The sequence below is a fragment of the Pseudooceanicola profundus genome, assembly GCF_054919315.1.
The window spans coordinates 677,896-703,940 of the sequence record NZ_CM142898.1; the positions used below are offsets into that span (position 1 = coordinate 677,896).

Here is a 26,045-nt window from a genome sequence, read left to right on the forward strand (position 1 = left end):
CTCGACGAAAAAAGTGGACCGAGGGATGCGATTTGGCTCTTGAGGTGGGCTGAGACACTCGTTATACGGCCCCTCACCTACCTGATCACGTGCGGTCGTGGCGGAATTGGTAGACGCGCAGCGTTGAGGTCGCTGTGGGGTAACTCCCGTGGAAGTTCGAGTCTTCTCGACCGCACCAGATCATCCAGACGAGATGACGTCTGAGATGGTTTGATCCGACAGGTCACACTGTGGCCCGCCCCCCATACCGACAGAACAATCGTCCTGGACGTCCTGCAACGACGCTCGCCCTTGCGCGCGCTCGACTGAGCCGTCGCGAGATCGGCCGGAGCGCCCCGTCCCGAGCCTCACGCGGCTACACCGCCCGGCATTCGCCTGCACGCAGGTCTCTGCCAACGCAAGAACGGCGGCGGTTCGGCATATCCGACACGGCCTCTGCACGGCCTGCAGTGCCCCCGCGCCAAAGCGCAGATCGCCCTCCCCCCATAACATTCGCGTTACAATGGATCGCTACATCCCTCTTGTGCTGCCGCCTGCAGCCTCGGCGCGCGCTGCCGACTCGTCCAGCGGCCCCCGAAACAGCAAAGAGGATACCTCCCGTGAAACGCATCCTGATCTCCGCTTTGGCCCTGACGGCGGCCACGGCCGCATCCGCCCAAGAGATTCCCGAACTCCAGTCGAACAGCGACTGGTTCAAGGCCGGCGAAACCACCATCCAGGAGCTGATCGCCCGCGAACAGAACACCGGCCGGGCCAAGAACGTGATCCTGATGATCGCGGACGGCAACGGTGTGGGCACCAACTACGCGACCCGGCTCTACGTCGGTCAGCAGATGGGCAAGCTGGGCGAGGAACATGTCCTGCCCTACGAGACCAGCGAGTTTCACTCGGCACTGGTGAAGACCTACAACATCAACGCCCAGACCCCGGATTCGGCCCCGACCGCCGGTGCGATGAACACCGGGGTCAAGCAGCGCTTCAACCTGATCAACCTCGGCGGCGACGCGATCCATGACGATTGCTCGACCGTGTCCGGCAACGAGCTGACCACCTTCGCCGAACTGGTCGCCGCCGAGGGCAAGTCCGTCGGCATCGTGTCCTCGGCCCGGCTGACCCATGCGACCCCGGCCGCCGTCTACTCCAAGACCGCGAACCGCAACTGGGAAGACGCCCTGCCCGAGGGCTGCACCGCCCAGAAGGACATCGCCGCGCAGATGATCGACGCGATGACCTCCGGCATGCTCGACATCGCCCTCGGCGGCGGCGCGCGCTACTTCGTGCCCAAGGGCACGGCCACCCCGAACGGCGGCACCGGCCACCGCGCCGATGGCGCCGACCTGCTGGCCGTGGCGGCGGAGGCCGGCATCCAGTATGCCTCGAACAAGGAGGAGTTCGACGCGCTGGAGATGTCCGCGCCGATCCTCGGCCTCTGGACCGACAGCCACACTTCCTACGAGGCGGACCGCCCGGAGAGCGAGCCCTCGCTGACCGACATGACCCGCACCGCGATCGAGTTCCTGAGCCAGAACGAAGATGGCTTCTACCTCGAGATCGAGGCCGGTCGCGTGGACCACGCCAACCACGCCGGCAACTTTGCCCGGACCGCCGCCGACGGCATGATCTGGGCCGAGGCCGTCGCCCTGGCCGATGAGATGACGAATGACGAGGACACCCTCATCGTCGTCACCGCCGACCACGAGCACGCCATTGCCTTCAACGGCTACTGTGGCCGCGGCACCCCGATCCAGGGCCTCTGCTACGGCATCGCCAAGACCGGCGAGCTCCACAGCGACGAGCTCAATCTCGCCGACGATGGCCAGCCCTATTCGGTCATCTCCTACGCCAACGGCTCGGGCTCGATCCTGCGCGAGGACATGAACTACGCGGGCGTCCGCCCGGCAGTCACGCAGGAAGAGGCGATGGACCTCGACTACCTCCAGCAGGCGCTGGTGCCGATGTCCTCGGAAACCCACTCGGGTGAGGACGTGGCCGTCTACGCGAAGGGCCCCTGGGCGCATCTCTTCGATGGCACCATCGAACAGAACGTCATCTTCCACGTGATGAACCACGCCGTGAACGCCGAGTAACCCACCGGCTGCGACACTGACGCAGGGGGCCCGCCGCCGGGCCCCCTGTCCCGTTCCGGGGCGCCTGACCTTCCCCGGCGCGGCCCCCCAAGGAGATCTCCCATGTTCACCCGCCGCACCTTTCTGAGCGCCGCACTTTCCGCCCACCTGATCGCCCGCCCGGCCCTTGCCGCGCAGGAGGTGATCAAGCTGCGCCACCTCTACGACCGGAAGGCCCTGTCCGATCTGGCCAGGGCCAGCGAGGGCAAGCGTATCGCGGTGGACGGCTACATGGCCCCGCCCCTGAAGGCGGAGAGCAATTTTTTCGTGCTGACCCGGCGGCCGATGTCGGTCTGCCCCTTCTGCGAGACCGAGGCCGACTGGCCGAACGACATCCTCGCCGTCTACACCAAGCGGACCGTCGACGTGGTCCCCTACAACGTCAAGATCGTGACCTCCGGCGTGCTGGAGCTGGGCGCCTACCGCGATCCGGAAACCGGCTTCCTCAGCATGGTGCGGCTGGTCGACGCGAGCTACGACTGACCATGGGACGGCTGACCAAGGGACTATTGACCAAGGGACTGGCGCTCTCGATTTCCGATCTCCGTGTCTCCGCCCCCCGGGGGCGCGTCCTGCTCTCCATCCCCGCGCTGGAGGTTCCTGCCGGGGCGCTCGTGGGCATCGCAGGGCCCTCTGGCGCGGGCAAGTCCACCCTGCTCTACGCCCTCGCCGGCCTGCTGGAGGCGGAGGGCCATATCCGCTGGGGTGCGGAGGACCTCCTGTCACTCGGCGCCGAGAAGCGGGCCCGGTTCCGCGCCCGGAGCATCGGCATGATCTTTCAGGACTTCCTGCTGTTCGAGGAGCTGAACGCGGGCGACAACGCCGCCCTCTCCGCGCTTTTCCGTCCGCGCTGCGACCGGGCCGCCCTGCGCGCACAGGCCGCCGAGCGGCTGGCATTTCTCGGGCTCGGCGGGGATATCTCGAACCGGCCCGTCAGCAGTTTCTCGGGCGGTGAGCGTCAGCGCGTGGCCATCGCCCGCGCCATGGCCTCCGAGGCCCCCGTTCTGCTGGCTGACGAACCGACGGCCAGCCTCGACCGGGCGGCGGCGGACCGGCTGATCGACGATCTGGTCACCCTCGCCCGCGCCAGCGGCACCACGCTGATCGTCGTCAGCCACGACACCGCCCTCATCTCGCGCATGGACCGCGTGCTGACGATCCGCGACGGCGGCCTCGCCGGTGACAGAAAGGCCGCGGCATGAGTGCGCTCTGGAATGGCCTTTCGGCCCTGACGCAGGACATCGTGATGACGCTCCTGCTGCTGCTGCCCGCGCTGATCGTGGGCGGGATCGTGCTGCGGGGCTTCGCGCCCTGGCCGCTGGTCCGGGCGATCCTCTGGCGGTTCCGGGTCGCCTCCGCGCTCTTCGTGCTGCTGATCGCGATCTCGGTCGGCATGGGGATCGGGCTTCTGGCGCAGGAGCGCGGTCTGCGGCATGGCACGGCGCAGGCCGCCGACAAGTTCGACCTCATCGTCTCCGCCCCCGGCAGCGAGATCAGCGTGATGATGGCGGCCGTCTTCCTGCAACCCACTGACATGCCCCTGCTGGATGGAGAGACCTACGCCGAGGTCGCGGGCCACGAAAGCGTCTCGATCGCCGCGCCGTTGGCCTTCGGCGACAGCTACGGCACAGCCCCGGTGATCGGCACCACGGCGGCCTTCGCGCGCCACCTCGCGGAGGACCGGATCGAGGGGCGGATGTGGGAAACCCCGCACGAGGCATTGGTGGGCGCGCTCGTGCCGCTGGCCATTGGCGACGAATTCACCCCGGCGCACGGCCACGGCGATGCCGCCGAAGAGCACGCCCACGACGAGGCGCATCTCGAGGTCGTGGGCAGGCTGGCCGCCAGTGGAACGCCCTGGGACCGCGCCATCCTCCTGCCGGTCGAGGCGATCTGGGAGGTCCACGGCCTGGGCAACGGGCACGCGCCGGAACGGGCGGACCAACTCGGCCCGCCCTTCGATGCGGCCTATTTCCCCGGCACCCCCGCCATCGTCGTGCGCTCCGAGGCGCTGTGGGCGAACTACGCCCTCCGGTCCGCGTTCACGCGGGACCGCGAGACAATGGCCTTCTTCCCGGGGACCGTCCTCGCACAGCTTTATCGCGTGCTCGGCGATATCCGTCAGATCATGTCGCTGATGGCGCTCGTCACGCAGATGCTGGTCGCCTCGGCGGTGCTGCTGGGGCTCTTCATCCTGTCGCGGCTCTTCCACCGCCAGATCGCCCTGCTGCGCGCCCTCGGGGCGCCCGCGCGCTTCGTCTTCGCGGTGGTCTGGTCCTTCGGTGCGGCCCTGCTGCTGACAGGGTCGGCGCTTGGCCTGCTGACCGGCTTCGGCGCGGCCTCCCTGCTGTCGAAGGTCGTGACGGCGCGCACCGATGTCCTCGTGACGGCCCCGCTGGGGTGGAGCGAGCTTCATGTCCTCGCGGGCTTCGTCTCTGCGACGCTGCTCCTGTCGCTGGTGCCGGCCGCCTTCATCCTGCGCCAGCCCGTCGTGCCCAGCTTGCGGGCCTGACAGGCGGCGGGCGGGGCGATGGCCTGCGCCCGCCTGCCGTACCCCCGCCGCCACTGCATGGCCGCCAGTCGGCCATTGCCCGCGCGGCCTGTCGCCTTATCTCCTCCTCTCTTGACGAAAACGAGGACAGCGACCGCCATGGCAGCCACCGACGATCACACGCCCCACCTCTCCCGGCAGGAACGCGACGACATTGCCGAGAACCAGGGCCTCAGCGCGATCTCGGTCTATGGCGTCGTCCACCAGGAGGGAATCGACGAACTGGCCCGCCCCGGCACCTCGCTGTGGTGGTCCGGCGTCGCGGCCGGGCTGGGGATCACCGCCTCGGTCATGGCCGAGGGCATCCTGCACGGGATCTTCGCCGATCACCCCTACCGCCCCGCGATCGAGAACCTCGGCTATGCGCTGGGCTTCGTGCTCGTCATCCTCGGGCGGCTGCAACTCTTCACCGAGAGCACCCTGACCGCGATCCTGCCGCTGCTGACCCGGCGCACGCCCGGGATGCTGCTGGCCACCGCGCGGCTCTGGGGCATCATCCTAGCCGCGAACTTCACCGGCACCTTCGCCGCGGTGGCCCTCGCCGTCTGGGCGCATTCTATCCCTGCGGAGCATGTCGAGGGAATGCTGGCGATCTCGCGCCACTATGGCGAACTGACCCCGCTGGAGGGGCTGACCTACGGCATCCCGGCGGGCTTCTACGTGGCAGCCATCGTCTGGATGCTGCCCTCGTCCCGGGCGGGGGCGCCCTTTGTCATCATGCTCTTCACCTACCTGATCGCCATGGGGGATTTCACCCACGTCATCGCGGGCTCGGCAGAGCTCTTCCTGCTGCTGGTCTCGGGCGAGACGGGCCTCGGCCATGCGGCGGCGCTGCTCTTCTGCACGCTGATCGGCAATATCCTCGGCGGCACCGGGCTGTTTGCACTGCTGGCCTACGGGCAGGTCGCGGACGAGATGCGGCGCTGAGGGCCTGAGCATCACCCCGCGCCCACGGCGGCGCGGGGGCCCGGCACCGCAGCGCACTGGTATTCTAGTATCTCGCCAGACTACGATCCGCCCGACGACCGGCGATTCCCCTTGCGCCGGGACCGCTTAGGAGGAGCGCATGATCGATTTCTACTCTTGGACCACGCCGAACGGGCGCAAGGTGTCCATCCTGCTGGAGGAACTGGGCATTCCCTACGCCGCCCATGCCGTGAACATCGGCAAGGACGAACAGTTCGCCCCCGAGTTCCTCGCCATCTCGCCCAACAACAAGATCCCCGCGATCCATGACAGCGAGACCGGCCAGAGCCTGATGGAATCCGGGGCGATCATGCTCTACCTCGCGCGCAAGCATGGCCGCTTCCTCGAAGAGGGCGGCGAGGAATGGCGGGTGGTGGAATGGCTCATGTGGCAGATGGGCGGCTTCGGCCCGATGCTGGGGCAGACGCACCATTTCCACCACTTCAACCCCGGCAAGGCGGACTACGCCGAGGAGCGCTTCCTGAAGGAGACCGCGCGGCTCTACCGCGTGCTGAACGACCGGCTGGAGGGGCGGGAGTATCTCGCGGGCACCGGCGCGGGCAGCTATTCCATCGCGGACATGGCGATCTGGCCCTGGGCCTCGCGCTTCGAATGGCAGAGCATCAACCTCGACGAGTATCCCAACGTGAAGGCGTGGTACCTGCGCATCGCCGAGCGTCCGGCCGTGCAGCGCGGCTATGCCGTACCCAAGGACGTGGGCGCGATCCCGATGCCCTGAGCCTCTGACCGGAAACGCAGAAGGCCGCCCCCCGGGGCGGCCTTTGTCGTTGTCGGCGCACCGGGGTCAGCCCGCGGCGAAGGCCTCTTCAAGCGCCTGCACCGGGTGGCGCAGTTCGACGCTGGCGAACCGCTCCGCCTGCGACCGACAGGAGAAGCCGGTGGCCAGCAGGCGACCCTGCCCCTCGGCCACCTTCGAGGCCCAGCTGAGTTCGAAGATCTGCTTGGACAGCGCCCGGTGCTCGGCCTCGTGTCCGAACATGCCTGCCATGCCGCAGCAGCCCGCGCGTTCGGTCTGCAACGCCATGCCCGCGCCCTCGAAAACCGTCTTCCACCGGGTCAGGTTGCCCGGATCGGCGGAGGTTTCGGTGCAATGGCCGATCATGCGGAAGTCACCGCCCGCGACCTTGGGCAGTTCCGCCGCATGGGCGGCAAGGAACCGGTCGAGCGACAGCGGCATCAACCCCTCGGGCATGTCCTTGAAATCCTGCCGGTAGAGCATGGTCGCCGCGGGCTCCACGCTGATCAGCGGCAGGCCGGTGGCCGAAAGCTTCTGCAAGTCAGAGACGGCGCGCGCCTTGGCACGCCCGAAGGCGTCGAGGAAGCCGCGCACCTGCAACGCCTTGCCGTTGCGCAGCACCGGCGTGTGGAAGACGGTATAGCCCATGCGGATCATCACCCGGGCCGCGGCCTCCAGCACCTGCGGCTCGAACGGGCCGAGGAAGCTGTCGCAGAGCAGGATCACCGAATGCTCCGGCGTCACGCCCGCGGGCAGCGCCTGACCGGGGGCGAGGCGCCGCGCCCCGGCCGCCTGCATCCGCCGCGCCAGCCCGGCGCGGTCGAAGGCGGGCAGGTCGACCAGCCCCATCACCCGCTCCATCACACCCCGTCCGAGCGCGAGCGAGGCATTGGCAATCGCGGGCATCCGGGTGGAGAGCAGCGTCAGGGTTTCCATGCGCCGGATCAGCCTGTCGCGCGGGCCGCGCTTGGCCTCCTCCGTCTCGGCGAGGAACTGGGCCTTGAGGGTGGGGATATCCACCTGCACCGGGCATTGCGAGGTGCAGGCCTTGCACGACAGGCAGGTCGCCAGCGAGACATGCAGTGCATCCGCCGCCTCCTGCACGTCGCCCCCCGTCTCCCGCGCATGAAGCCAGTCGCGGAAGAGCGCGGCGCGGCCCTTGGGCGATTGCACACGGTCCCGAGTCGCCTTGTAGGACGGGCACATCTCGTTCGCCGCATCCCAGTGGAAACAGGCGCCGTTGCCGTTGCACTCCGTCGCCTTGCCATAGGCACCGTGGCCCGCGATCAGCTGGTCGCGCGCGCCCCGGAAGGGGATCGCGTCGATCCGGTCCACGGGCAGGTCTGTGCCCTCGGCCGTCACCAGCTTGCCGGGGTTCAGCAGGTTGGCGGGGTCGAAGGCCCCCTTGATCCGGCGCAGGAAGGCAAAGAGCTGCGGCCCGAAGTAATATTCGACGTATTCGCCACGCACGCCCTTGCCGTGTTCGCCCCAGATCAGCCCGCCCTGCGCGTGGGCCAGTTCCGCCACCGCGTCCGAGATCGGGCGGATCTTGTCGCGGTGATCGGGCAGGCGCATGTCCATCAGCGGGCGCACGTGGACACAGCCCACATCCGCGTGGCCATACATGCCGTAGTCGAGGCCATGGCTGTCGAGCACGTCGCGGAACCCCGCCACGAAGGCCACGAGGTTCTCGGGCGGGACAGCGGCATCCTCGACGAAGGCCATGCCCTTGAAGGGGCCGTTGCCCTTGCCCATCAGCCCCACGGCGTCCTTGCGCAGCCCGTTGAGCGCGCCCATGACCTCGCGGTCGCGGGTCGCCACGATGCCCACGGCCGGCGTCTGGCCCGCGGCCACGGCGGCCTCCAGCGCGGCAAGCTGGCGGTCGATCTCTTCCGGCGTCTCGGCGGAGACCTCGGCGAAGAGATAGCCGCCGCAGCGCGACAGCTCCGCCCCCAGCACCGGCTCCAGCAGCGGCCAGGAGGGCGTGGTCTTGCCCAGTCCCACGGTCACGTCGTCAAGAAATTCGATCGCCTCGGGATCGGCGGGCAGCAGGTCCGAGACCGCGCCAAGCGCCACGAGGCTGTCGGCATAGCCGATGATCGCCATGCCGGTGCATTTCGGCAGCGGGACGACGCGCAGTTCAAGCTCTGCCGTGACGGCCAGCGTCCCCTCGGACCCCGCCAGCAGCTTGGTCAGCCGCAGCATGCCATCGGGCCCGCGCAATTCGTCGAGGTTGTAGCCGGTCAGCCCGCGGTTCATCACCGGGAAGACGCGGGCGATCTCGTCCGCCTGTCCGGCCAGTTCCGCGCGCAGCAGCCCCGCCACGGTGCCAAGCGGCCCCTCGGGCAGCGGTGCCTCGGCGGGCAGGTCGCCCACATGGGCGGTGGAGCCGTCCGCGAGGACGACCTCGGCCGAGAGCAGGTAGTCCGACGTCCGGCCATAGCGGCGCGAGCCCTTGCCCGAGGCATCGGTGGCGACCATGCCCCCCAGCGTCGCCCGCGACCCGGTCGAGACGGCGGGCGGGAAGAAGAAGCCGCGCGCCTTGAGGTAGGCATTGAGCTGGTCCAGCACCACGCCCGGCTCCACCCGCACGGTGGCGGTCTCCGCGTCGAAGGAGAGGATGCGATTGAGGAAGCGCGAGGTGTCCAGCACCACGCCGCTGGTCAGCGACTGGCCATTGGTGCCCGTCCCCCCGCCCCGCGGCGTGATCGGCAGACCGGCGGCGGCGGCGGCGGCAACGGCGATGCGGATATCCGCGGTGCTCTTCGGCTCCACCACGCAGGCGGGTTCACGGTAGTAGATGGAGTTGTCCGTCGCCATCACGACCCGGGCAGCACGCGACGTCCGCGCCTGTCCCTTGAAGCCACGGTGCCCAAGCTCTTGCAGGAACTGCGTGACAGGGGCCGTTTCGGGGTCTTCGACGTGGTCTTTCATCTCTCGCTCTTTCTTGCGCCTCCTGCTGGAAGGCCGTCTGCTGCGCCGGTGGCAGGACGCGGCCGCAGCGACCGGCGTCTGCCGCGCCTTGCGCATCCGGGGCCGAATCTGGGCGGGTCCGGGCGGCTCCGCCCGCATTGGCCAGCCACCTGACGGCAGTCCGGGCTCTTCCTGCGCGGGCCAGCCGGGACCGGGGCCTGTTCTTCGGCCCGTCCCTCATCGGACAGGCGGGCGGACTTGTCCACCGCCTCAGCCCTGCCTGTGCCCAATTGCCCCCCGATCGTCACGACCGGGACCCACAAAACAGACAGCAATCGGGCCGCTGGGTCAGGCCGCGACCCGCGACAGGCGCGTCACGAGGTGCGTCAGGAAGGATTCGACCCGCACGGCCCGCCCGCTGCGGGGGTTCAGCAGCGCCACGATATCCGCGTTCGGCAGCTGCCAGCCGGGCAGCACCTGCTCCAGCCGCCCCGTGGCGATGTCCTGTGCCACGCTCCATTCCGACCGCTCCACGATGCCGAGGCCCCGCAGCGCCCAGTCCCGCACCACCTCGCCGTCGTTGCAGGCAAAGGCGGGGGTGATCCGCACCCCCTGCCGCGCCTCGGTACTGCTCAACTGCCAGAGCGTCACGTCCGCCTGATCCTCGCGCACCACGCCGCAGCGGTGCCGCGCAAGATCGGCGGGCCGCCGGGGCCGCCCTGCCGCTTCCAGATACAAGGGCGCAGCGCAGAGCAGCCGCCGGTTCGGGGCGAGGAAGCGCTGCGTCATGTCGAGGTCCGGCAGGCGGCCCACGTGGATCAGCACGTCCCAGCTGCTGCCCCGGATCGCGCCCCGCGGGTCCTCGGCCAGTGTCAGCTCCGGCGCCACGTCGGGATGGGCCTCCATGAAATCCGCCAGCAGCGGCGCGATATGGATGCGGCCGTAGCCGAAGGGCGCGATCACCCGCAGCGGGCCGGTCAGTGCCCCGCGCCGCAGCGCCAGATCCTCGCTCAGCGCCCCCGCCGCGTCGAGCAGCGCCGCACCTCGCCGCGCCAGCAACTCGCCCTCCGCGGTCAGCGACAGCCGCCCGCCGCCCCGGTCCACCAGCCTCAGCCCCAGCCGCGCCTCGATCTGCGCGAGGCGCTGCGACACGGCGGGCGGCGTGATGCCAAGCGCGCGCGCCGCGGCAGCCAGCGAAGGGGCATCGGCGATGGCCCCGAAGAAGCGGAGGTCGGACAGGTCGATCATTAAGCCTGAGCTTAACCCCAACTTCAGCAGACAGAAATACCCGGCTTATGGCGTGGTGGCTATGCTGGCCTCAGCACATCAGACCACCAGAAGACCCACCAGACCGAGAGCCCGCCATGCCCCACCCCGGCCTTGCCGCCCTGCCCACGCCCTGCCTACTGCTGGACGAGGCGAAGATGACCCGCAACATCACCCGCCTCGCGCAGCACGCAGCCGACCTCGGCGTTGCCCTGCGCCCGCACCTCAAGACCGCGAAATCAACCGAGGTCGCCCGCCGCCTGCTCACCGGAGGCACCGGCCCGGCGACGGTCTCCACCCTGAAGGAGGCGGAGGTCTTCTTCGAGGCCGGCATCCGCGACATCACCTATGCCGTGGGCATCTCACCCGCCAAGCTGCCCCGCGTTCTGGCCCTGCGCGAGAAGGGCTGCGACCTGACGGTGCTGCTCGACAGCCTGCCGCAGGCCGAGGCGGTCGTCGCGGCCTCCCGCGCGGCGGGCGCCGCGATCCCCGCGCTGATCGAGATCGACAGCGACGGCCACCGGGGCGGGCTTCAGGCCGATGATCCCGCGCTGGTGGAGATCGGCGCCTGCCTCGCGCAGGGGGCCGAGCTGCGCGGCGTGCTGACCCATGCAGGCGAAAGCTATGGCGTGAGCGGCCATGTGGCCCATGCCGCCTTTGCCGAACAGGAACGCGCCGCCGCCGTGGCCGCCGCCGAAAGCCTGCGCGCGGCAGGCCTGCCCTGCCCGGTGGTCAGCATCGGTTCGACCCCCACGGCGCATTCCGCCCGCGACCTGACCGGCGTGACCGAGCTGCGCGCCGGGGTCTATGTCTTCTTCGACCTCTTCATGGCCGGGATCGCCGTCTGCGAGGTGGAGGATATCGCCCTCAGCGTGCTGACCACCGTGATCGGGCACCAGCCCGCGCAGGGCCGCATCCTCGTTGATGCGGGGTGGATGGCCATGTCGCGCGACCGCGGCACCGCCGCCCAGGCCGTCGATCAGGGCTATGGCCTCGTCTGCGATGCGGCGGGCCGCGTGATCCCCGACCTGATCCTGTCAGCCGCCAATCAGGAGCACGGGATCATCACCAGGCGCCCCGGCACCGAGGGCGCCCTGCCCGATCTTCCCCTCGGCACGCAGCTGCGTATCCTGCCGAACCATGCCTGCGCCACCGGCGCCCAGCACGAAGCCTATCACGTCATTCCCGCCGACCTCGGGGCGCCGCTTGCGCTCTGGTCCCGGTTCGGCGGCTGGTAAGGAGAGAGACATGATCCACATCACCGAGGAGCAATCCGCCGCGGCGATCACCCACGAACTGGCCTACGACGCGGTGAAACGCGCCCTCGTGGCGGCCGCGGGCGAAGAGGCGCGGCTCTACCCCGTCGTCATCGGCTATGCCAGCCGCCCCGATTGCCGCTTCACCCTGAAGTCCGGCGCGGATGCGACGCTGGCCGGGGTCAAGATCGGCTCCTACTTCCCGACCAACGATGCCATCGGGATGCCGCGGCACAATTCCTGCACCCTGCTCTTCGATCAGGAGAAGGGGCGCATCGGGGCGATCGTCGAGGGCGGCAAGGTGAACGCCTACCGCACCGCCGCCGCCGATGCAGTGGCGGTGGATGCCCTCGCCCGGGCGGATGCGAAAGTGCTGGCGCTCTTCGGCACCGGGCATCAGGCCGCCTACGAGGTGCGCGCCGTGGCCCGGGTGCGGGCGCTGGAGACGATCCTCGTGGTGGGCCGCAACGCCGAGAAGACCGCGGGTTTCGTGGCGGACCTCGTGGCCGACGGCCTGCCCGCCCGCGCCTGCGGGGCGGAAGAGGCGGTGCGCGCCGCCGATATCGTGGTGACCGCCACCAATGCCATGGCCCCGCTTTTCGAGACCGAGTGGGTGAAACCGGGCACCCATGTCTCCTCAATGGGCTCGGACGGGGGCGGCAAGCAGGAACTGCCGCCCGCCCTGCTGGCCCGCGCCCGGCTGACCTGCGACCTGCCCTCGCAATCCACCAGCATCGGCGAGATGCAATACGCGCCCGAGGGTGCCGAGGTGGTGGCCGTGGGCGCCGTGGTCGCGGGCACGGTGCCGGGGCGGGTGTCGGAGGAGGAGATCACCATCTTCGACAGCTCGGGCATCTCGCTGCAGGACCTCTACATGGCCGAGGCGCTGATCGCGCTGCTGGCGGCGTGAGCTGCGGCCCGGCGGATGCGCCGGGCTGATCGGGGATCGAGGGGCGCTGCCCCTCTTGCGCGGCCCGGGGGCCGCGCAATTCACCCCGGGATATTTTCGAGCGAAAGATGGAAGAGCTGCGCCCCGTCGAGAGGTCGAGGGGGCGTTTGTCCGTCAGGGGCGGGTCCAGAGGAACTGGACCGCGCGGGCGAGGAAGGGCGTGACCGAAGCGCCGTGGCTGGCGTCGGGGAAGACCTCGAAGGCACCGGGGAGCGCCTTGGCCATCCGGGCGGCGCGGCCGGTCATGTCGCGCTCGCGCAGGCGGGCGACGCGGTCGGCGGGCGTGCCCGCGGCTTCGGCGGCCTCGGGCGCCTCGAGGCCGCCCACGGTGATCAGGACCGGGGGGCCGTTGGGCGAGGCGCCCGCGAAGAAGCCCTCCGGATCGGTCCAGATCGAGGGGCTGCCCGCCGCGATATGGGAGAAGAGCCCGGGCCGGTCGATCCGGGCCTGAAGCGCGAAGGCCCCGCCGAAGCTGTGCCCCGCCAGCATCCGGTGCGCCGGGTCGATGGAGAGGCGGCCTTCGACGCGGGGGATGAGCTCTTCGGCAATGAAGGTGAGCATGGCCGCGCGGCGGTCCCCCACGAGGTCGGGACCGCGGCGGTCGAAATCGGCAAGGGTCTCGGTGGGCCAGCCGATGCCGACGACCACGGTGGGGGCAGAGCCGTTCCCGGCGTAAGGGCCGGTCTGCATCAACACGCTGTCGCGCAGGGTGCCGAAGGTCCAGCCCGCGTCGAGGGCATAGATCACGCCGTAGCCTTCCGGCGGCGGCGGGGCCTCCGGCAGGGAGACGAGGATGCGGAAGGGCGCGGCCGCGGGGCCGAGGTCGAACTGCGCGGTGCGGGCCGGGGTCCAGGGGCCGTCGAAGAGATCGGCGGCGGGGACGGGAGCGGGAGGGGTCTGGGCTGTCATGGGCGTGGCGGAGGTGGCCAGCAGGACGCTGGCCACCATGGCTACGATGCGCGGCGGCATCAGAAGGATTTCTTGAGCGACACGTTGAAGGTGCGCGGCGCGCCGCGGAAGTTGAACACCGTCGTGGAGCCGACGCGGGTGTAATAGTCCTCGTCGAAGAGGTTATCCACGCCGAGCCGCAGGGTGAAATCGTTGGCGAAGATCTTGGACGCCATCACGTCCACCACGCCGTAGCCCGGCGCCTCGATCCCGCGGGAGGAGAAGGAGGACATCAGCGTCAGCCGCCCGCCGAAGCTCCAGCCCTGCAGCGCGCCCTGGGTCACGTCGTAGGAGGCCATCAGCTTGAACATGTGCTCGGGCGTGTAGGTCGAGAAATCCTCCCCTTCGCTGTCGCCGTTCAGGTACTCCGTATCAGTGTAGGTATAGCCCCCGCCGAGATGCCAGTTCCCAAGCTCGCCGCCCGCTTCCAGCTCGATCCCGCGCGAGCGGACCTCTTCCTCGGCGATGTAGTAGCTCTCGCCCGGCACGGCGACGGGGCGGTTCACTTCCTTCAGGTTGAAGATCGCCGCCGAAACGTTCAGCCCGTAACCCAGCGTGGCCTTGATGCCCGCCTCCATCTGCTGGCCCTCGACCGGGTCGAGCAGGGTGCCGCTGCTGTCCACATCGGTCTGGGGGATAAAGATCTCGGAGTAGGAGGCGTAAAGCGTGCTGCGCGGGGTCAGGTCGTAGGTCAGGCCGGCGAAGGGCGTCAGATGCGCATCGACATTGCTCTTCGAGGTCGTGGTCGCGCCGGAGGAGATCGTCGTCGCCTCGGTCGTGGCATCATACCAGCTGAGCCGGGCGCCGCCGATCAGGGTCAGACGCTCCACCGGGGAGAGGCGCAGCTGCGAGTAGAGGCCGGTCGAGGTGGATTCGGTCTCGGTCCGGGTGGTGTAGGTGACATCGGGGGCCGCCACCGAGGAGCCCACGAAATCATCGAGGTTCCAGCTGCCCGAGATCGCGCCGCGCGCGTCGTAGAGCGTGCTGTCGACCTTCTGCCAGTCGGCGCCCACGATGGCGGTGCCGACCCAGCTGCCCAGCATGAAGGGCATCTCGGCGTGCAGGTCGAGGGCGAGGCTGTCCTGCTCGAAGTCCCGCGCCAGCCAGGACAGCCGCGACACGTTGTTGTCGGCGTCGGCGGTGGAGCCGGAATAGCCGTAGAGGAAATTCGCCTGCTGGTTCGACTGCCGCAGCGAGAATTTCACCCGGCTGCCGTTGTCGAAGAAGTGCTGTGCCGAGACGACGGCGTCGGTGGTCTCGTTGTCGAAGCTGTTCCAGTCGGGCACGATGCCGGAGGAGACATCGGTCCAGATCAGCGAGCCGTCGTCATAGGTCGGCAAGCCGTTGAAGGGCGTGATGTCACGCTCCATGTGGCTGAGCGAGAAGGTCAGCTGGGTGTCCGGCGTCACGTCCCAGGCCAGCGTGCCGTAGAGCGAGGTCACCCCGTTCTCGACGCCGTCGACGAAATCGTCGCCGTCCCCCCAGGCCGCCACGAGGCGCCCGCGCAGGGTGCCGTCCGCGTTCAGCTTGTTGGCCACGTCGACCTCGGCCCGCTTCTGGCCGTTGCTGTCGATCGAGGTCAGGGCATAGCCCTTCAGCTCGGTCGCGGTGGCCTGCTTGAGGCGCATGTTGATCGAGCCCGCGGGCTCGCCGGTGCCGATGAAGAGACCAGCCGGCCCCTTCAGGACCTCGACGTGATCCACGATGGAGAGGTCGGGCTGGGTGCCGTAGATCGAGGAGACCGGCGCGGGCAGGCCGTCGAAGTAGAGGTAATCGAACTCGTACCCGCGCGAGTAGATCGAGGAGCGCCCGGTGTCGTTGTTCAGGATCATGATGCCCGGCACGTCGGCGAGCGCCTCTTCCAGCGCGGTATAGCCGCCGTCCTCGATCTGCTTGCTGGTCACCACCGAGGTCGACTGCGGCACCTGCCGGGGGCTGAGCGTCATCTTCTCGCCGACCGAGATCAGGTCGGTGGTGTAGCTGTCGCTGCCCTCGGTCTCGTAGCTTGCGCCGTCGACCTGGATCTCGTCCAGGACGATGGCATCGTCCTGCGCAAAGGCAGGGGCCGAAAGGGCAGTGCTGGCCAGCAGCGCAAGGCGCAGGGCGCGGGTGGTGGTGTTCATCTGAATATCCCCGAAATTCCGACTGTTTCAATCAGGCTTTAAGCATTAAGATGCCCGCGAACCAGCCAGAGACCTTCGCGCCACGTTCAGAAAGCTTTGCAGGACGGTCAATTTCGCGGGGGAACGCCATGGCTGACATACGACTCGAGGATATCGCGCGCAGCCTGCCGCAGGGGCCGGAGGGCGCGCTGCGCGACTTCGGCGCGACGCTGCCCCGCGACCGCGTGGTACTGACGGGCGGACGCGAGGGGCTGGCCACGCCCTCGGGCCCGCGGGTGAACCTGCAGGACACAGAGGTGGCCGAGACCTTCGAGACCCGCGTGACCCGGCCCGCGAACCTCGTGCTGCACATGGTTCTGGAGGGCGCGGTGGAGACCCGGCTGGACGGCGCGGCTCTGCGGCTGGACCGTGCGCCCGGCGATCCGGTGCGCGTGGTGCTGAGCGCGACCGACCGTCCGCTGCCGTTCCGGCGCCGCATCCTGCGGGGGCAACGCCTGCGCAAGGTGACCGTGGTGCTGTCCTGGGACTGGCTCGCGGCGCGCGGGTTGGACCAGGCGACGCTCATGGCCGGCCGGACCCATCGCTGCGACAGCTGGATCGCCGCCCCGGCAGAGGTGGCACAGGCCGAGGCGCTGCTGCGCGGCACCGGCCCCGCGGCGCTGCGCCTGCTGGAGAAGGAGGCCCTCGCCCTCGCCCTCCTCCGTCACGCGATGGAGGACCTTCTGGCCGCCCCGGACGGGCTGCGCCCGCAGGAGCGGGACCGGCTGCACCGTATGGAGAGCCTCGCCCTGCGGCCCGGCCCCCTGCCCCCTCTGACGGAGATCGCGGAGGCGGCGGGGATGAGCGTCTCCTCGATGCGGCGACTGTTCCAGCGGGCCTACGACCGGCCCGTGCTGGCGCATCTGCGCGCCCTCAGGATCGACCGCGCGGCAGAGGCGTTGCGCGCCGGGATCAGCGTGGCCGAAGCGGCAAGGATCGCGGGCTACGAGAGCGCGACCGCCTTTGCCACCGCCTTCCGGCATCAGCGCGGCGAGAGCCCGTCACAGCTGCGGTCCCGCACGGACGAGGCCCGCACGACGTAGCCCCCAACGGCGGCCGTCAGGGCCCGGCGACCACCACTTCCGTCGCCCAGCCCTTGCAGGCGGCGGCGAGCGGATCGCTGAGCGGCGCATCGGTGACGAAGACATCCACCTCGGAGAGCGAGCCGATCCGTGCGGGCGCGGAGCGCTTGAATTTCGAATGGTCCGAGACCAGCAGGACCTTGCGCGACTGGCGCAGGATGGCGCGGCTCACCCCCACCTCCTGGATGTCGAAGTCGAGCATGTCGCCATCCGCGTCCAGCGCGGAGCAGCCGATCACGGCGAGGTCGAACTTGAACTGGCGGATGCTTTCGGTCGCCAGCGTGCCGATCAGCCCGCCGTCGGCACGGCGCAGGCTGCCGCCGGTGACGAGGATCTCGCAGTCCGGGTTCGCGACAAGGATATTGGCCACGTTCATGTTGTTCGTCACCACCATCAGATCCTTGTGGTGCAGCAGTTCCTGCGCCACCGCCTCGGTGCTGGTGCCGATGTTGAGGAAAAGCGAGATGCCGTTCGGAATCCGCGCCGCACAGGCCCGCGCGATGGCGGTCTTGGCCCCGCTGTTCAGGTGGCGGCGTTCCTCGTAGCCGATGTTGCTGGTGCCCGAGGGCAGCACTGCGCCGCCGTGGACCCGCTCCAGCCGCCCGGATTCCGCCAGATCGGAGAGGTCGCGGCGGATGGTCTGGAGCGTCACGCCGAAGTGCTGCGCCAGCCCCTCGACGGTCACCTTGCCGTCGCGCCGCGCGATCTCGAGGATTTCGGGATGACGGAAGGACTGGGACATCGCTTTCGGTTTCTTTCGCTTGGCTCGACGCTGCCCCTAGGAAACCGCGATCCGCCCGGTTTCACCAGCGGTTTCTCCGCCGCAAACGCGAAGATTCGGAGAATTTTTCTTTGCAGGTGCAGAATTTGGCTGGTTAACCCCTTGGAAACACACAAACGAAAAGAAACGAAAATAATTCACTTGCGCGATTGCGTGGGGCCCGGCTAGCTTCCGGTCAAGTTTTCAGGAGTGAACCGTGACCCAGGGCACGCAGACACAGCCGGTGGATCTCTTCGTCATCGGCGGCGGCATCAATGGCTGCGGGATCGCGCGCGATGCGGCGGGGCGCGGTCTCTCGGTCACGCTGGCCGAAATGGATGACCTTGCCTCGGCCACCTCCTCCGCCTCGACCAAGCTGTTCCATGGCGGGCTGCGCTACCTCGAATATTTCGAGGTGCGGCTGGTTCAGGAGGCGCTGGAAGAGCGCGAAGTGCTGCTGAAGGCGATGCCCCACATCAGCTGGCCGATGCGGTTTGTCCTGCCGTATCATAAGGATATGCGGTTCGAATCCGAAACGCCCACCTCCCGGCTGCTGTCGCGGGTGATGCCGTGGATGAAGGGCCGCCGTCCCGCGTGGCTGATCCGCACCGGGCTGTTCCTCTACGACACGCTCGGCGGGCGCAAGATCCTGCCCGCGACGCGCACGCTCTCCCTCAAGGGCACGCCCGAGGGCGCACCGCTGCAGGACAGGTTCGAGAAGGCCTTCGAATATTCCGACTGCTGGATCGAGGACAGCCGCCTTGTCGCGCTGAACGCCCGCGACGCCGAGGCCCGTGGCGCGACGATCCTGACCCGCATGCAGGTGACCCATGCCACCCGCGAGGGCGATCTCTGGCGCGTCGAAACGAAAGACATGGAAAGCGGGGCCGAAGCCACCCACTACGCCCGGATGCTGGTGAATGCCGGCGGGCCCTGGGTCGGACGGATCATCCACGACACGATCGACCTGCCCTCGACCGAGGGCGTGCGCCTTGTCCGTGGCAGCCACATCGTGACGCGCAAGCTCTACGACCACGACAAGTGCTACTTCTTCCAGGGCGAGGACGGGCGGATCATCTTCGCCATCCCCTACGAGCGCGATTTCACCCTGATCGGCACCACCGACGCGGACCACGACGACCCGTCGCAGAAACCCGTCTGCACCGAGGCGGAACGCGATTACCTGATCGCCTTTGCCAACCGCTACTTCGCCAAGGCGATCAGCGCCGAGGACGTGGTCTGGAGCTATTCCGGCGTGCGGCCGCTCTACGATGACGGCGCCTCCAGCGCGACGGCGGCAACGCGCGATTACACGCTGAAGGTCAACGCCACGGGCGGCGCGCCGGTGCTGAACGTCTTCGGCGGCAAGATCACCACCTACCGGCGGCTGGCGGAAAGCGCGCTGGAAAAGATCGGCGAGCACCTGTCGCTGGACAAGGGTCCGTGGACGGCAGGCGTACCGCTGGCGGGCGGCGACTTCCCGGTCGCGGGCTTCGATGCCCTCGTACGCGAGACGCAGGCCGCCTACCCGTTCCTCGACGCCACCTGGGCGCGCCGCCTCGTGCGGACCTATGGTACCGAGGCGCAGGACATCCTTGGCCCGGCCACGCAGGCCGGGGACCTTGGCCGCGCCTTTGGCGCCACGCTGACCGAGGCCGAGGTGAAATGGTTGATGGACCGCGAATACGCCCGCCGGGCGGAGGACGTAGTCTGGAGAAGAAGCAAGCTCGGGCTGCGCCTGAGCGCGGAGGAGATCGCGGCCCTGGACGCCTGGATGACAGGCCGAAACGACCGGACCAATGACCGGACGGACAGCAGGGCCGACGCGGCGGAATAACCGCGGAAGACAGAACGGCGCGGGGAGGAGACCTTATGTCGCTGGAATTGAAGGGCGTATCCAAGATCGTCGAGGGGCAGATGCATATCGCCCCCACCGACCTGACGCTCGAAAACGGCACGATGAACGTGCTGCTTGGGCCGACCCTGTCGGGCAAGACCTCGCTGATGCGGCTGATGGCCGGCCTCGACGTGCCCAGCGAGGGGCGCATCCTTTGGAACGGCAAGGATGTCACCGGCATGCGGGTGCAGGACCGGGGCGTCGCCATGGTCTACCAGCAGTTCATCAACTACCCGTCGATGACCGTCTACGACAACATCGCCTCGCCCCTGAAACTGCTGAAGGTGGAACGCTCGGAGATCGACCGCCGCGTGCGCGAGGCCGCCGAGATGATGAAGCTGACGCCGATGCTCAAGCGCAAGCCGCTGGAGCTGTCGGGCGGGCAGCAGCAGCGCTGTGCCCTCGCCCGGGCGCTGGTGAAGGACGCGGGCCTCGTCCTGCTGGACGAGCCGCTGGCCAACCTCGACTACAAGCTGCGCGAGGAACTGCGCGTCGAGATCCCCAAGATCTTCGAGGCCTCCGGCGCGATCTTCGTCTATGCCACGACAGAACCGGAAGAGGCGCTGCTGCTCGGCGGCAATACCGCGACGCTCTGGGAAGGGCGCGTGACACAGTTCGGCCCCACCCCGCAGGTCTATCGCCAGCCGGTGGATGCCACCACGGCGCGGGTCTTCTCCGATCCGCCGATGAACTTCCTGCAGATCTCCAAGACCGGCGACCGGCTGATGTTCGGCACCGGGCAGAGCGCGCCGGCCACCGGCCGCCTCGCCGACCTGCCTGACGGGCGCTACACCGCCGGCTTCCGGCCCAACCACCTCGAGATCCTGCAACACGCGCCCGACGCGCTGCGCTTCACCGCCACGCTGACGGTGACCGAGCTGACGGGGTCGGAGACCTTCGTGCACCTCGACCATCATGGCGCCCGCTGGGTCGGCCTCGTCCACGGGGTGCATGACCTCGCCATCGGCGAGGCGCTCGATGTCTGGCTCGACCCGCGCCACGTCTACATCTTCGGCGAAGGGGGCGAGCTGATCGCGCCCGCCGCCTACGCTCTGGCCGCCTGAGGAGGAGGAGACATGGCAAAGATCACGCTCGACAACCTCGCGCATTCCTATTCCCCGAACCCGGCGTCGGAGGATGATTTCGCGCTGAAGGAGCTGAACCACGTCTGGGAGGACGGCGCGGCCTATGCCCTGCTCGGCGCCTCGGGCTGTGGCAAGTCCACGCTGCTGAACATCATCTCGGGGCTGCTGCAGCCGTCGCAGGGGCGCATCCTCTTCGACGACACGGACGTGACCCACGCGCCCACCGCCGCGCGCAATATTGCGCAGGTGTTCCAGTTCCCGGTCGTCTACGACACGATGACGGTGCACGACAACCTCGCCTTCCCGCTGCGCAACCGGGGCCGGGACGAGAGCTATGTCGCCCAGCGCGTGCAGGAAATCGCCCGCATGATCGGGATGGAGGAGATGCTCCACCGCAAGGCGCGCGGGCTGACGGCGGATGCCAAGCAGAAGATCAGCCTTGGCCGGGGCATGGTGCGCAAGGACGTGAACGCCCTGCTCTTCGACGAGCCGCTGACGGTGATCGACCCGCACATGAAGTGGGAGCTGCGGACCCAGCTGAAGAAGTTGCACCACGACTTCGGCCACACGATGATCTACGTCACCCATGACCAGACCGAGGCGCTGACCTTCGCCGACAAGGTGGTGGTCATGTATGACGGCCGCGTCGTCCAGATCGGCACGCCGGAGGAGCTTTTCGAGCGGCCCGAGCATACCTTCGTGGGCTATTTCATCGGCTCGCCCGGCATGAACGTGATCCCGGCGCGGGTCGACGGCGCGCGGGCCTATATCAACGGCTCCCACGTGGAGCTGGGACAGGGCTACGGCGCGCTCGACGGAAAGGTCGAGATTGGCGTGCGGCCCGAGTTCGCCCGCCTGAGCCAGAGCGAGGGCCTGCCAGTCAAGGTGCGCCGGGTCGAGGACGCGGGCCGCCACAAGATCATCCGGGCCGAGTTCTTCGGCCATGACATCAACATCATCGCCGGCGAGGACGACCGCGTCAGCGCCGACATGAACCGCGTCGTCTTCGATCCGGCGCGGGTGAACGTCTATGCCAACGACTGGCGCGTGACCGGGGAGGCTGCGGCATGAACAAGACCGTCAACAACAAGGCGTGGTTCCTCGTCCTGCCGGTGCTGATCCTCGTGGCCTTTTCCGCCGTGATCCCGCTGATGACGGTCGTCAACTACTCAGTGCAGGACACCTTCGGGAACAACCAGTTCTTCTGGGCCGGCCTCGAATGGTTCGAAGAGATGCTGCACGACGACCGGATGTGGAATGCCCTCAAGCGGCAGCTGCTCTTCTCGGGCATCATTCTGGCCATCGAGGTTCCGCTTGGTATCTTCGTCGCTCTGAACATGCCCAAGGGCGGGTTCTGGTCGTCCTTCTGCCTCGTGCTGATGTCCCTGCCCCTGCTGATCCCGTGGAACGTGGTCGGCACCATCTGGCAGGTCTTTGGCCGCGTCGATATCGGCCTGCTGGGCCATACGCTTGCCGCGCTCGGGATCGACTACAACTACACGCAGGACAGCGTCTCGGCATGGATCACCATCGTGGTGATGGATGTCTGGCACTGGACCTCGCTGGTGGCGCTGCTGGCCTTTGCCGGGCTCAAGTCGATCCCCGACGCCTACTACCAGGCCGCCAAGATCGATCAGGCCAGCCGCTGGAAGGTCTTCCGCTACATCGAGTTGCCCAAGATGGCGGGCGTGCTGATGATCGCGATCCTTCTGCGCTTCATGGACAGCTTCATGATCTACACCGAGCCCTTCGTGGTCACCGGGGGCGGCCCCGGCAACGCGACCACGCTGCTCTCGATCGACCTCGTGAAGATGGCCCTCGGGCAGTTCGACCTCGGCCCCGCCGCCGCCTTCTCGATCATGTATTTCCTCGTGATCCTGCTGATTTCGTGGGTGTTCTACACCGTGATGACCAACCTCGACAAAAAGGGGATGTGAGATGACCGACGCAACCGTTTCCAATGCCCCCGCCCGCGCGCGCAGCCTGCCCAAGGTGAACAGCCGCGCGGTGGTCATGACGCTCTACCTGCTGTTCCTGCTCCTGCCGATCTACTGGCTGCTGAACATGAGCCTGAAGACCAACGCCGAGATCCTCGGCAGCTTTTCGCTGTGGCCGCAGGATCTGACTTTTGCCAACTACGTCACGATCCTGACCGATCCGGCGTGGTACATGGGCTACGTCAATTCGCTGATCTACGTGGTGCTGAACACGGTGATCTCGCTCACCGTGGCGCTGCCGGCGGCCTATGCCTTCTCGCGCTATCACTTCCTCGGCGACAAGCATCTGTTCTTCTGGCTGCTGACCAACCGCATGGCGCCGCCCGCGGTCTTCGCCCTGCCCTTCTTCCAGCTCTATTCCAGCGTCGGGCTCTTCGACACGCATATCGCCGTGGCGCTCGCGCATTGCCTCTTCAACGTGCCGCTGGCGGTCTGGATCCTCGAAGGCTTCATGCGCGGCGTGCCCAAGGAGATCGACGAGACCGCCTATATCGACGGCTACAGCTTCGGCGGCTTCTTCGTGAAGATCTTCATGCCGCTGATCGCCTCGGGCGTCGGGGTCGCGGCCTTCTTCTGCTTCATGTTCTCCTGGGTCGAGCTGCTGCTCTCGCGCACCCTGACCACGGTGAACGCCAAGCCGATCGCCGCCACCATGACCCGCACGGTGGGCGCCGCGGGTGTCGACTGGGGCGTGCTGGCCGCCGCCGGGGTACTGACCATCGTGCCCGGTGCGCTCGTGATCTGGTTCGTCCGCAACTACATCGCCAAGGGCTTTGCCCTGGGGAGGGTGTGATGCAACGCACTGTTAACCACCGTCCCGTCATCCTCGGGCTTGACCCGAGGACCTCAGGACACCCTCACAATGCCCCGACGGCTGCATGTCTACATGATGACGAACCGGCCCCGGGGCACGCTCTACATCGGGGTCACGGGCGACCTGCAGCGCAGGGTCAGGGAACACCGCACCCACGCGCATCGCGGCTTCACCGATCGCTACAACCTGGAACAGCTCGTGTGGTTCGAACATCACGAGAGCCCCACGCAGGCAATCCAGCGGGAGAAATCCCTCAAACGCTGGCGACGGCAGTGGAAGCTGGAGCTTGTGGAGAGCGTGAACCCCGACTGGCGGGACCTCTGGGAGGAGGTCTGCCTGACCTGATTGGCGCGCGGGACTTGGGAGGTCCTCGGGTCAGGCCCGAGGATGACCGCCCTGTGGATGACCGGGCTGTGCAGGAGGAGAGCGCGTAATGGACTGGATGGCATGGACATGGCCCACGGCGGCCTTCTTCGGCACCATCGCGACGCTGCTGGTGATCTTCACCGTGCTGGCGATCAGGTTCCCCGAGACGCCCCGCATGGGCGTACTGCGGATCGAGACGACACGGGGCGACCGGCTCTTCATCACCCTTCTGGGCTCTGCCTTCATCAACCTCGCATGGCTGGGGCTGGTGGGCACGGCACAGCCCTGGGCGATGGCGGTCTGCCTCGTTTACGCCGCGGCGGTCTTCCGCTGGGTGTGAGGCGCTCCGGCGGGAGGTCGGGGCGTGGGATTGCACGGGATGCGGCCACCGGCCGGCCCCGTGACGACAGGAACGACGGTTCAAACAGGGAGGAAACCATGAACCTGAAGACAACGACATCCATGGCGCTTGCGCTCGGGCTGCTCTGCGGCCCCGCATGGGCGGACATGGACGCGGCGAAAGCCTTCCTCGACGCCGAGATCGGCGATCAGTCCAGCCTCTCGCGCGCCGATCAGGAAGCCGAGATGCAGTGGTTCATCGATGCGGCCGAGCCCTTCAAGGGCATGGACATCAAGGTGGTCTCCGAGACGATCACCACGCATGAGTACGAAAGCCAGGTTCTCGCCAAGGCCTTCAGCGAGATCACCGGCATCAACGTCACCCATGACCTCATCGGCGAAGGCGACGTGGTCGAAAAGCTGCAAACGCAGATGCAGTCGGGCGAGAACATCTATGACGCCTATGTCAACGACAGCGACCTGATCGGCACCCACTGGCGCTACCAGCAGGTGCGCAACCTGACCGACTGGATGGCCAACGAAGGCGCGGATGTCACCAGCCCGACGCTGGACCTCGACGATTACATCGGCACCCAGTTCACCACCGCGCCCGACGGCAAGCTCTACCAGCTGCCCGACCAGCAGTTCGCGAACCTCTACTGGTTCCGCTACGACTGGTTCACCGATCCCGCGATCATGGCCGAGTTCAAGGAGAAGTACGGCTATGACCTCGGCGTGCCGGTCAACTGGTCGGCCTACGAGGACATCGCCGAATTCTTCACCGGCCGGAACATCGACGGCGTCGATGTCTACGGCTCGATGGACTACGGCAAGAAGGACCCCTCGCTCGGCTGGCGTTACACCGATGCGTGGATGTCCATGGCCGGCATGGGCGACAAGGGCGAGCCGAACGGCCTGCCGGTGGACGAATGGGGCATCCGGGTGAACGAGCAATCGCAGCCCGTGGGCGCCTGCATGTCCCGCGGCGGCGCGGCCAACAGCCCCGCGGCGGTCTATGCCGTCGAGAAGGCCATCGACTGGCTGAACAAGTACTCGCCCCCCTCCGCCATGGGCATGACCTTCTCCGAGGCGGGCCCGGTGCCGGGCCAGGGCAACATCGCGCAGCAGATGTTCATGTACACGACCTTCGTGGCCCCCCTCGTGGACAGCGACGCCGTGATGAACGAGGACGGCACGCCCAAGTGGCGCCTCGCCCCCTCGCCCCATGGCGTCTACTGGGAAGAGGGCATGAAGGTCGGCTACCAGGACGTGGGCTCCTGGACGCTGATGAAGTCCACCCCCGATGACCGCGCCAAGGCGGCCTGGCTCTATGCCCAGTTCGTCGGCTCCAAGACCGTGGACGTGAAGAAGAGCCACGTCGGCTTGACCTTCACCCGCGAAAGCACCATCCAGCACGAGAGCTTCACCGACCGCGCGCCGAAACTCGGCGGGCTGGTGGAATTCTACCGCTCGCCGGACCGCGTGCGCTGGTCGCCCACGGGCACCAACGTGCCGGACTACCCCAAGCTGGCGCAGCTGTGGTGGCAGAACATCGGCGACGCCATGTCGGGCGCCAAGTCCGCGCAGGACGCCCTCGACAGCCTCTGCTCCGATATGGAACGCGTGATGGAGCGCCTCGAACGGGCCGGCATCCAGGGTGACCTGGGCCCGGTCATGAACGAGGAGAAGGACGCCTCCGAGTGGATGGCCATGGAGGGCGCGCCCAAGCCCAAGATCGAGAACGAGCGTGAGGAGCCCAAGACCGTCTCCTACGACGAACTCGTCGCCTCCTGGAACTGACCGCCAGACCA

At 68.0% G+C, this 26,045-nt stretch carries 22 protein-coding genes and 1 tRNA gene; 18 read left to right on the forward strand and 5 right to left on the reverse strand.

The window, feature by feature from the left end; all coding sequences use genetic code 11:
- The first annotated feature begins 91 nt into the window (after nucleotides 1-91).
- The 7 genes from ACX9MO_RS03055 (at nucleotide 92) to ACX9MO_RS03085 (ending at nucleotide 6,382) form a co-directional block, all read left to right on the forward strand.
- A tRNA-Leu gene (locus ACX9MO_RS03055) sits at nucleotides 92-178 on the forward strand.
- 421 nt (nucleotides 179-599) lie between these two features.
- On the forward strand, nucleotides 600-2,087 hold the full coding sequence (locus ACX9MO_RS03060; RefSeq protein WP_462213505.1) for an alkaline phosphatase: 1,488 nt from the start codon (nucleotides 600-602) through the stop codon (nucleotides 2,085-2,087).
- 102 nt (nucleotides 2,088-2,189) lie between these two features.
- Nucleotides 2,190-2,609: a hypothetical protein gene (locus ACX9MO_RS03065; protein WP_462213506.1), complete on the forward strand. Its 420-nt coding sequence runs from the start codon at nucleotides 2,190-2,192 to the stop codon at nucleotides 2,607-2,609.
- 2 nt (nucleotides 2,610-2,611) lie between these two features.
- On the forward strand, nucleotides 2,612-3,328 hold the full coding sequence (locus ACX9MO_RS03070; protein WP_462213507.1) for an ABC transporter ATP-binding protein: 717 nt from the start codon (nucleotides 2,612-2,614) through the stop codon (nucleotides 3,326-3,328).
- Nucleotides 3,325-4,638 carry an ABC transporter permease gene (locus ACX9MO_RS03075; RefSeq protein WP_462213508.1) on the forward strand — a complete coding sequence of 438 codons (1,314 nt, stop codon included), beginning with the start codon at nucleotides 3,325-3,327 and terminating at the stop codon, nucleotides 4,636-4,638. Before ACX9MO_RS03070 ends, ACX9MO_RS03075 begins: the two co-directional genes overlap by 4 nt.
- A gap of 138 nt (nucleotides 4,639-4,776) precedes the next feature.
- Nucleotides 4,777-5,604: a formate/nitrite transporter family protein gene (locus ACX9MO_RS03080; RefSeq protein ID WP_462213509.1), complete on the forward strand. Its 828-nt coding sequence runs from the start codon at nucleotides 4,777-4,779 to the stop codon at nucleotides 5,602-5,604.
- Nucleotides 5,605-5,743: 139 nt separating this feature from the next.
- Nucleotides 5,744-6,382, forward strand: coding sequence for a glutathione S-transferase family protein (locus ACX9MO_RS03085; protein WP_462213510.1), 639 nt, complete (start codon nucleotides 5,744-5,746; stop codon nucleotides 6,380-6,382).
- A 66-nt stretch (nucleotides 6,383-6,448) separates the two neighbouring features.
- On the opposite strand, the gene ACX9MO_RS03090 is transcribed toward ACX9MO_RS03085, so the two are convergent.
- Both ACX9MO_RS03090 and ACX9MO_RS03095 read right to left on the reverse strand, forming a co-directional pair.
- Nucleotides 6,449-9,334, reverse strand: coding sequence for an FAD-binding and (Fe-S)-binding domain-containing protein (locus ACX9MO_RS03090; protein WP_462213511.1), 2,886 nt, complete (start codon nucleotides 9,332-9,334; stop codon nucleotides 6,449-6,451).
- Nucleotides 9,335-9,661: 327 nt separating this feature from the next.
- The gene (locus tag ACX9MO_RS03095) at nucleotides 9,662-10,561 is read right to left on the reverse strand and encodes a LysR family transcriptional regulator (RefSeq protein WP_462213512.1); all 900 of its coding nucleotides are present in this window, start codon (nucleotides 10,559-10,561) and stop codon (nucleotides 9,662-9,664) included.
- A gap of 116 nt (nucleotides 10,562-10,677) precedes the next feature.
- Here ACX9MO_RS03095 and ACX9MO_RS03100 point away from each other — a divergent pair, with 116 nt between their 5' ends.
- Nucleotides 10,678-11,817 carry an alanine racemase gene (locus ACX9MO_RS03100; protein WP_462213513.1) on the forward strand — a complete coding sequence of 380 codons (1,140 nt, stop codon included), beginning with the start codon at nucleotides 10,678-10,680 and terminating at the stop codon, nucleotides 11,815-11,817.
- A gap of 10 nt (nucleotides 11,818-11,827) precedes the next feature.
- On the forward strand, nucleotides 11,828-12,745 hold the full coding sequence (locus ACX9MO_RS03105; protein WP_462213514.1) for an ornithine cyclodeaminase family protein: 918 nt from the start codon (nucleotides 11,828-11,830) through the stop codon (nucleotides 12,743-12,745).
- Between the two features lie 153 nt (nucleotides 12,746-12,898).
- Here the strand turns inward: ACX9MO_RS03105 and ACX9MO_RS03110 are convergent, their stop codons facing one another.
- Together ACX9MO_RS03110 and ACX9MO_RS03115 are read right to left on the reverse strand one after the other, a co-directional pair.
- A complete protein-coding gene (locus ACX9MO_RS03110; protein WP_462213515.1) occupies nucleotides 12,899-13,732 on the reverse strand; it encodes an alpha/beta hydrolase in 834 nt (277 codons plus the stop codon).
- A gap of 20 nt (nucleotides 13,733-13,752) precedes the next feature.
- On the reverse strand, nucleotides 13,753-15,855 hold the full coding sequence (locus ACX9MO_RS03115) for a TonB-dependent siderophore receptor (RefSeq protein ID WP_462213516.1): 2,103 nt from the start codon (nucleotides 15,853-15,855) through the stop codon (nucleotides 13,753-13,755).
- 128 nt (nucleotides 15,856-15,983) lie between these two features.
- Between ACX9MO_RS03115 and ACX9MO_RS03120 the strand changes: the two genes are divergently transcribed.
- Nucleotides 15,984-16,937, forward strand: coding sequence for a helix-turn-helix transcriptional regulator (locus ACX9MO_RS03120; protein WP_462213517.1), 954 nt, complete (start codon nucleotides 15,984-15,986; stop codon nucleotides 16,935-16,937).
- A gap of 16 nt (nucleotides 16,938-16,953) precedes the next feature.
- On the opposite strand, the gene ACX9MO_RS03125 is transcribed toward ACX9MO_RS03120, so the two are convergent.
- Entirely contained in the window at nucleotides 16,954-17,718 is a 765-nt protein-coding gene (locus tag ACX9MO_RS03125) for a DeoR/GlpR family DNA-binding transcription regulator (RefSeq protein WP_222492303.1), read from the reverse strand.
- Between the two features lie 235 nt (nucleotides 17,719-17,953).
- Here ACX9MO_RS03125 and glpD point away from each other — a divergent pair, with 235 nt between their 5' ends.
- From glpD to ACX9MO_RS03165, 8 genes are all read left to right on the forward strand, one after another.
- On the forward strand, nucleotides 17,954-19,573 hold the full coding sequence (gene glpD, locus ACX9MO_RS03130; RefSeq protein ID WP_462213518.1) for a glycerol-3-phosphate dehydrogenase: 1,620 nt from the start codon (nucleotides 17,954-17,956) through the stop codon (nucleotides 19,571-19,573).
- A 35-nt stretch (nucleotides 19,574-19,608) separates the two neighbouring features.
- The gene (locus tag ACX9MO_RS03135) at nucleotides 19,609-20,697 is read left to right on the forward strand and encodes an ABC transporter ATP-binding protein (protein WP_462213519.1); all 1,089 of its coding nucleotides are present in this window, start codon (nucleotides 19,609-19,611) and stop codon (nucleotides 20,695-20,697) included.
- Nucleotides 20,698-20,709: 12 nt separating this feature from the next.
- Nucleotides 20,710-21,789, forward strand: a complete 1,080-nt coding sequence (locus ACX9MO_RS03140; RefSeq protein ID WP_462213520.1) for an ABC transporter ATP-binding protein — start codon at nucleotides 20,710-20,712, stop codon at nucleotides 21,787-21,789.
- Nucleotides 21,786-22,655 carry a carbohydrate ABC transporter permease gene (locus ACX9MO_RS03145; protein ID WP_462213521.1) on the forward strand — a complete coding sequence of 290 codons (870 nt, stop codon included), beginning with the start codon at nucleotides 21,786-21,788 and terminating at the stop codon, nucleotides 22,653-22,655. Before ACX9MO_RS03140 ends, ACX9MO_RS03145 begins: the two co-directional genes overlap by 4 nt.
- 1 nt (nucleotide 22,656) lies before the next feature.
- The gene (locus ACX9MO_RS03150; protein ID WP_462213522.1) at nucleotides 22,657-23,508 is read left to right on the forward strand and encodes a carbohydrate ABC transporter permease; all 852 of its coding nucleotides are present in this window, start codon (nucleotides 22,657-22,659) and stop codon (nucleotides 23,506-23,508) included.
- A gap of 69 nt (nucleotides 23,509-23,577) precedes the next feature.
- The gene (locus tag ACX9MO_RS03155) at nucleotides 23,578-23,874 is read left to right on the forward strand and encodes a GIY-YIG nuclease family protein (protein ID WP_462213523.1); all 297 of its coding nucleotides are present in this window, start codon (nucleotides 23,578-23,580) and stop codon (nucleotides 23,872-23,874) included.
- 88 nt (nucleotides 23,875-23,962) lie between these two features.
- The gene (locus tag ACX9MO_RS03160) at nucleotides 23,963-24,235 is read left to right on the forward strand and encodes a DUF2160 domain-containing protein (RefSeq protein WP_222492289.1); all 273 of its coding nucleotides are present in this window, start codon (nucleotides 23,963-23,965) and stop codon (nucleotides 24,233-24,235) included.
- Between the two features lie 98 nt (nucleotides 24,236-24,333).
- Complete coding sequence (locus ACX9MO_RS03165; protein ID WP_222492287.1) at nucleotides 24,334-26,034, forward strand: ABC transporter substrate-binding protein; 1,701 nt, start codon at nucleotides 24,334-24,336, stop codon at nucleotides 26,032-26,034.
- Nucleotides 26,035-26,045: the final 11 nt, after the last annotated feature.